Origin of the sequence: Poinsettia branch-inducing phytoplasma str. JR1 (genome assembly GCF_000309465.1) — a bacterium.
Taxonomy (GTDB): Bacteria; Bacillota_I; Bacilli_A; order Acholeplasmatales; family Acholeplasmataceae; genus Phytoplasma; species Phytoplasma pruni.
In genome coordinates, this window is the sequence record NZ_AKIK01000018.1 from 1 (window position 1) to 7053 (window position 7053).

General features: G+C 27.9%; 6 protein-coding genes and 1 pseudogene. All 7 read right to left on the reverse strand.

The genetic code is table 11. The annotated features are described in order from the left end of the window. Nucleotides 1–1292: pseudogene (locus ON17_RS00635) on the reverse strand (hypothetical protein); the annotation flags it as partial. A gap of 11 nt (nt 1293–1303) precedes the next feature. Then, a complete protein-coding gene (locus ON17_RS03515; RefSeq protein ID WP_017191551.1) occupies nt 1304–2050 on the reverse strand; it encodes a hypothetical protein in 747 nt (248 codons plus the stop codon). A 64-nt stretch (nt 2051–2114) separates the two neighbouring features. Beyond that, the gene (locus ON17_RS00645) at nt 2115–4313 is read right to left on the reverse strand and encodes an AAA family ATPase (protein ID WP_017191552.1); all 2199 of its coding nucleotides are present in this window, start codon (nt 4311–4313) and stop codon (nt 2115–2117) included. A 256-nt stretch (nt 4314–4569) separates the two neighbouring features. Next, a complete protein-coding gene (locus tag ON17_RS00650; protein ID WP_051006258.1) occupies nt 4570–5445 on the reverse strand; it encodes a hypothetical protein in 876 nt (291 codons plus the stop codon). A gap of 53 nt (nt 5446–5498) precedes the next feature. Beyond that, nucleotides 5499–5762 (reverse strand): hypothetical protein, encoded by a 264-nt coding sequence (locus tag ON17_RS03800; RefSeq protein WP_017191553.1) that lies wholly within the window; start codon nt 5760–5762, stop codon nt 5499–5501. Between the two features lie 21 nt (nt 5763–5783). After that, entirely contained in the window at nt 5784–6251 is a 468-nt protein-coding gene (locus tag ON17_RS03805) for a hypothetical protein (RefSeq protein ID WP_017191554.1), read from the reverse strand. A 252-nt stretch (nt 6252–6503) separates the two neighbouring features. Further along, entirely contained in the window at nt 6504–6863 is a 360-nt protein-coding gene (locus ON17_RS00660; RefSeq protein ID WP_017191555.1) for an HU family DNA-binding protein, read from the reverse strand. Nucleotides 6864–7053: the final 190 nt, after the last annotated feature.

Consider the following 7053-nt stretch of genomic DNA (forward strand, 5'->3'; position numbering starts at 1 on the left):
AATAAAATCTTTTTCAACACTTCACTTTGATTTTTATTTTGTGCCATTTGAGTTTTTAAATTATTAGTTTCTGTTTCTAATTCTTTAATTTGTTGTTGATATTTTTCAATTTGATTTTTAATTTCAACTAAAGTTTTTTCATGTTGAGTTCTTAAATTACGGGTTTCTTCTTTTTTATTGTTTAATTGTTCTTTTAAGAAGGCTTCATTAGCTTTTAAAGCTTGAATATGTTGGTCTTTTAACTGCATTTGGACTTCAAAATTAATTTTATCAGTAGCGATTTGAGTTTTTAATTGTTCCATTTCTTGGTTTAACAATTCTTTCTCTCTAGTAGATAACTTTTTTTCGGAATTTAAGGCGTTTTCTTTTTCTCTTAAAGCGTTTTCTTTATCACGAATATCTTGTTGTAATTTTTTCAAATCTTCTTCTTTTTGATTTAATTTGGTTTCCAAAGTTTTCATTTGCGCTTCGTCTTGATGGATTCTTTGGGTTTTATTGTCAATAAGAATCTTGTTGTCATCTAAATTCTTTTTAATTGCTTGAATTTCTTTTTCTAACTGTTCTTTATTAAGCATTAAAATGGTATTTTTCTTTTCTAAATCCTCTTTTTCTGCTTTTAATTGTTCTTCCAGTTGGGCTTTTTCTTGTTTAATAGTTTCTAAAGTATTTGCTAAGTTAGTTTGCTTTTGATTTTCTGCTTCTAAAACCGTTTTTTGTTGTTTAATTTCAGCTTCTTTAGCATCGACATTCGTCGTTAAAGTTTTAATTGCTTCTCTTAAATTATTTTTTTCTTGTTCTGTTAAATGCAAATTATTTTTTAATTCTTGTTCTTTCTGATCTTTTTCTTGTTGAATTTGTTGATAAAGGTTTTGATTTTCCTTTAATTGTTCGTTTTTAACAGTTATTTCTTGTTGTAAATTCTCAAGAGTAGTTTTTTGTTGGGCAATTTCTTGTTCTTTGCTCTCCGCTACTGTTTGTTCAGCTGTTAATTTTATTTTTAAACTTTCAATTTGTTCTTTTAAAACGTTTTTTTCTTCTTCATTAGTGAAAGTTTGTGTCAAAGAAGCTTCTTTTTGTTTTAACAAGTTATTTAAATTATCTTTTTCACCTTGTAATTTAGTTAATTCTAATTGTTGGGACTGATAACTTAATTCTAAATATTTTTTTTCTTCTTCTAATTGTTTATTTTTGAGTTTTTCTTGTTGAATGATTAAATCCACTTCTTTTTGTTGCGCAGGAGTTAATTGTATTTGTTCTTTAAATTTGTGAATTGGTAATCCTTTTTCTGTCATCACCCCTTTCTCTATCGTTGATTCTTTACTTTTTCTTTTCGCGCCTCTTGGTGTTCTGGGGTTTGTTTATTGGTTTGTTGTTCTGGTGTTTGTTGATTGGTTTTTTGTTCTGGTGCTTGTTTATTGGGGTTTTTATTATCTACCACGACCACATCTGGGTTAGTTTTTTTAGTATCATCATCATTATTGGAATTAGGAAATATGTTTAAACATAAACCCATTAAACTAAGAACAGCTATTCCCGCAGACAACCAAGGTCCAACAACAGGAATAAAAGACACAACCATACAAATGCCGATTATGAGTACTATACCCAATATACTAGCGCCTATCTTCGCTAAAGTATTAGGAAAATTCAACATATTTGTAAGAAAGTTTTTGGTTTTGTCATAACCTTGATAAATAATATATTTAGTAACATTTTTAGTATTATTCGCCCCATTTTTAATTATTTCCCATAAATAACTCCCTCCTTTATTGATCGCGCCCGCTGCTTCTGGCGCAGCCTTAGTTAAAACAAAATATAAGAGGCTTAAAATGATAATGTAAGGTAATAAATAAAATATTATTTTCCCTATGATTTTAAAGGTTCTTATGAAAACATTTTCGGATTTAGTTGTTTGTTCGATAGTTATTTTGTTTTCAGGTTTTGGGTTATTGAAATTTTTTTGGTTATTTGAAGCTTTTTGCTTCTTTATTTGTGCAGATTTGTTCTTTGAGGAACTGTTCTTTTTTTTATTTGGTCTATAAAAAGCCATTTTTTCTTTTCTCTTTTCTTTAATTTTCGAAGCTCCTTTTTTTAAATGATTAGTTAAATGGTTATTACTTAGTATTCATTGGTTCTGTATATAAAGTAATATATTGTTTTACGGGGTTAAAGTGAAGGTAATAGGTTGATTCCCTGGAATTAGTCAAAAGATTGTCTTCGGGTATTTTAATTTTATTTACATAAAAATCCTTGTCCATATCTAAAATATACTTAGGTCCTTTATAATGGATTTTAATATTATGTTCATTTACTGTGTTTACATATAAACCATCATGAAATGTATTTTTTTTAGTAAATAATGAATTGTTTTTTACACTATCTGAGACTTGAGATCCTGCAACAACCTCATCAAAACAATTAGGTTGTGTGCTGTTGTAACGAAGACTTTCATCACGATAATACCATTTATTAAAAGGTTTTTGTTTCACAAAAGCTCCTAAATTGATAGGTACTTTATCAGGATATTGACAGTTATCTAAGCCGTTGAAACGAGTAAACGTATAAGTTTGATCGACAATTGTATGGTCTAAGGTTTTAATATTTAAACCTTTTTTCCATTCTCCGTATTGGTCTTCACATTCTTTACGATGCGCTTCTATTTCCGCTTTGGTCTTTTTAATCCCTAATTTAGTATCTAAAGTCTCATCTAAATCTGAAGGTAGCATTACTTCGTGATTCTTATTCACAAACGCTAAACGATCATAAGTCATAAAAGCATCACTTAATAATTTCACCCAATCACGATTCGAAAAAGTTTTTTTCTCATTTTCTTGTGTTTTTCTGTTTTTTTCTTTCTCGGAATCATTTTCTTTAATTTCTTCTACAGGAGGGATTTTATCTATTAAAGTGTTTAGATGATTCAAAGTATGATAACTGATACGGTAATTATTAGCTAAAATTAAATATTTTAAAAAACCTGGAATTTCTTCTTTTTTAAAAGAATTAATTTCGATTTCTTGTTGAAAACGACTTCTTAAAGCGCTATCAATTTTCTCTAAATGGTTAGTAGCTCCCATTAAAATAATTTTTTTCTCACTTTTTTTAAACCCGTCTAATTTAGTTAATAAGTTATTAATGATATTACTAGCAGTTTGGTTAGTATTTTTATCTTCTCGATTCGCTAAACCACTAATTTCATCAATAAAGATAATGGATTTATCATGGGCTTCAGCTTCGGCCCAAATTTTCTCTAATTCTTCATTCCCTTCACCGACATAAGTTTTATCGAAACGAGAAGGTTCTAATTCGATATAATGGGTTCCTGTTTCTCCACAAATAGCTTCGATTAAATGACTTTTTCCTGTTCCAGGAGGTCCATATAATAAAATTCCCATGGGTTTTACATTTTGATAACCAAGAACATGTTTCTCCCCTTTTAAATAATGAAGAATGTTGGCGAATTTTTCTTTTTCTTCCTCCATCCCATAAACACTATCTAAAGTTTTCGGTTTTTTCTGAATAGTTTCTAGTTGATTTTTTTGGATATTTTCAATATCACGCAGGAGTTTTTGTAGTCTTTTATCAAAAGAAAGTAATTGACTATCCAAAAATAAACGATAATTTCTTAATTGGGATTCTTCTTCTTGCGGAAGGTTTGCTTGTTGCAACAACTGAGTAATTTTTTCTTTTTCCGCATCATTATAAGCCATAGCCTCTCTTAAATCAGTTATTTCTTCTTGAAAGACGGCTAATTTACTCTTTTTATCAATGAGGATATTTTGTTGTGCAATTTGTTGTTTCTTAACTGTTTGGATTTGTAATAAGTTTTTGCGTTGGTTAACTAAGTCTTCGCTTTCTTTAATTAAGCCTTCTTTTTCTTGCTTTAATTTTTCTGCTTCTGCATTTAAACTAGTTAGCTCATTTTGTAGCGTTTCTTTTTGGGCGACCTCAGTAGCAGGAAGCTTTTTTAAGGCTTCTTCTTTGTTATTCTTTTGTTGATTGATGGCGACTAAAAGATTATTAATTTCGTTATGACGTTTAATATTGAAATCTATTTTTTGTTTCAAAACATCATCTTGACGTTTTAACTTGTCAGCTTCATCAATCTTTTTCTGATTCTCTTGACGCAATTTTTCTAATTGTTCAGCCAAGGCATCTCCCTCTTCTTGAGTCGTTTTTTGTTCCGTTTCTTGTTTTTGTTTCTCTTGGAGAATAGTATTTTGTTGTTTTAAAAAACCATAAATACCAAGGATAACGATACAAACCGATAAAAAACCAAGGAAAAGAAGATAAATTTTATTAAAAAGTTTCATAAAAACTTTTCCTTTCTTTTTTTGTAAGTAAAATTGTAATATAAAGTTTTTAGCAATACCTTTTCATGAATTTAATAAATTAGACATTATCGCTATGCTAATTAACATAGAAGGGATAATAATTATTATAAAGACGATGGTATGAAAAAGAAATTTTCCAAATTGATAAGTTAAAAACAATTTTAACTCCTCTTTTATTTTTTCTCACCAATTTTTAGGGTTTTTTTCATAATTAAACCTTCCTTTCGGTTCTTTTTTAATTCACATCATAATATAAAGTCCGATGTTGACCTGTTTTCTTTTCATATAAATCAATTTTTTTTAAAGATTTAATATGATTAGTATTCCACAACATACCTTCTTGCGTGTAATTATAAAAAGGAAATTTTAATTCAAAATCATAATTAAAAATGGTAAATGGTTCTTCAATTTTTTGATTTATAGGATAAATAGCCACAATTTTATCTTTTGCGATTTCTTTGACCACTATTTTATCAATAAAAAAATAACTTGGACCGCCAAAATTAGTGCCTTTATCATACATAATTTCTAAATGGTAATTTTGGGGTTGAAAAAGAAAAGTATCTGGCAACGGAGTAGAAGGGGCATTTTTATTCCAAAACAAATATAAATTAGTTGCTCCGTTTCTCCTTTGCTTTAAATCTTCTAACGTATAAGTATCGTTTTTACCTTCTCTTGTCCCGCCTGCAAAATAAGCTAACAGAAAATGTTCTGGTGGCGGCTCTTTAATGCGATATTTAAAATGAACTGGTTCTGATGTAGAATCGCTCGCATTATACAACGCATAACTAAAATCTTTTTCAAAAGTTTTGGCAGGAAAATGATATTTTAACCACCCTAAAGCTTCTTTTATGCCTGTATTTTCACCTAAATAAACGTTATAACATTCTGTATTTTGATAAGTTTGTTCTTTTAAAAGCAAAAGAGAATGATAATAAAAATTATCAATTTCAGAAGATAAAGGTTTAAAAGAAGAAGGTTGTGTTTCTTGTAATAAAACTGTTTCTTCTTTGATTGATTCTTTTAAAGGCAAATGCAGATGGGTTTTTGGCAAAGAACTTCCCCATTGAAATAATAAAACAGCGATTAAAAAGCCCCCAGCAAATAACAAACAACTCCAACCTCTTTTTTTAAAGAGGGGAGTGATATTTGTTGACATAAAAATTAGTTTAAAGTTTCTAATTGCGTTTGTAATTGTACTTTACGTACACTTAAAAGATGAGTTAAATAACTTTCTTCTGCTGTTTCTGTAAGTTCTTTTTCTAAATGATTTATTTCTTGAACTATTTTTATTTTTTGAATTATTTTATTAATTTGTTTTTGAGTGTCGTCTAATTTAGTTGTTAAACGTGTTTTTTCCTCTATGATTTTCTTTTTATCTTCTTCTTTTAAATCTGGATTTTTTAATTTATTAGCTATATCTGGCAAAAGGGTATTTTTTATTTCTTCTTATTCTATTAGTAATTTTTCTTGTTCTTGTAAAGAAATTAATTCTTTTTCTTTTTGTAATTTCTTAGCTGTTAAAGCGTGTTTAGCTGTTAATTTATGTGTTTCGTTTTTTAATTTTTGGTCTAACGTTTTAATTTCTTCTTCTAAAAGACGACTATAATCCACCCATAAATTTCTCTTTTCCAAATTTTCTTTTTGTTTTTGATAAAAATCGATAATTTGTTGTAAATTTTCTTTGCTCGCAGCAACAGAATTTTCTTTTAATTTTTGTTCGTAAAACTTAATTTGATTTGTTAATTGGTCTAAGTCTGACTGAGAAACTACTTTCTCTTGGGCTGCCTCCTTATTAGATTTAACTAGTTCTTTCTTCGTATAATAGTATCCCGTTAGAGCGCCTAACGCTAATAAGATACCTACTAATAATTGGAGATATAATTTGTTGAATAATTTTAATTTTTGTTTTTTCATTTTTTTGCTTCTTTCTTTTGATTTAATAACCTATACATTTTAAATTAATTTAAAGAATATCACAATATTCTTCATAAGTAAATTCTTGTTTCAGATATTTTAAAAAATAGTCATTTATACATTTTCTTTTCCTGTTTTCTTTTTAAGAAAAACACTATCTTTCTCTCCTACTAGAAGATATTTAAAGAAAGGAGCTTCTTCAAAACTTTAAATATCTTCTAGTAGGAGAGAACAGATAATTTTTTTATTTCCTTATTGTTTTACAACTTCTTTTAAAGGTTTTGCGATTTTAAAACTCACTTTTAAAGAAGCAGGATATTTAATCATTTTTCCTGTTGGCTTAAATTTCATTTGGCCGTTTTTAAGTTTTATAGCTTTCATTTCAGGTCTTTTACAGGCTTTGATTTTAGAAACTACAAATTTTCCTAAACGAGCGCCTAAAACTACTTCCTTGTTATTGGCGATCGTTTGAAATAAAACTTCTTCAAATAAACTATAAAACGCGTTGGCTTCTGTAAAAGTCGTTCTGCCTTCTTTCGCTATGTTAGTAATTAATTCTTTTTTAGCTATTTTGTTAGTATCTTTTTGTTTAGTATTTTGTTTTTTCATCATTTTTCTTTTTCCTTTATTTTTAAATTTGGTAAAATATTTTTAATAATTTGAATCCTTTTCTGGGTTTATTATTTCATTTATTTGTGGGTTATCTTTTTTATGATTAACATGAAGATTTTTAATACTTAGGGAAATATCTTCTAAATTTTTATCTTTGTTCGTTGAATGAGAGGTAATATGATTAGTAAAA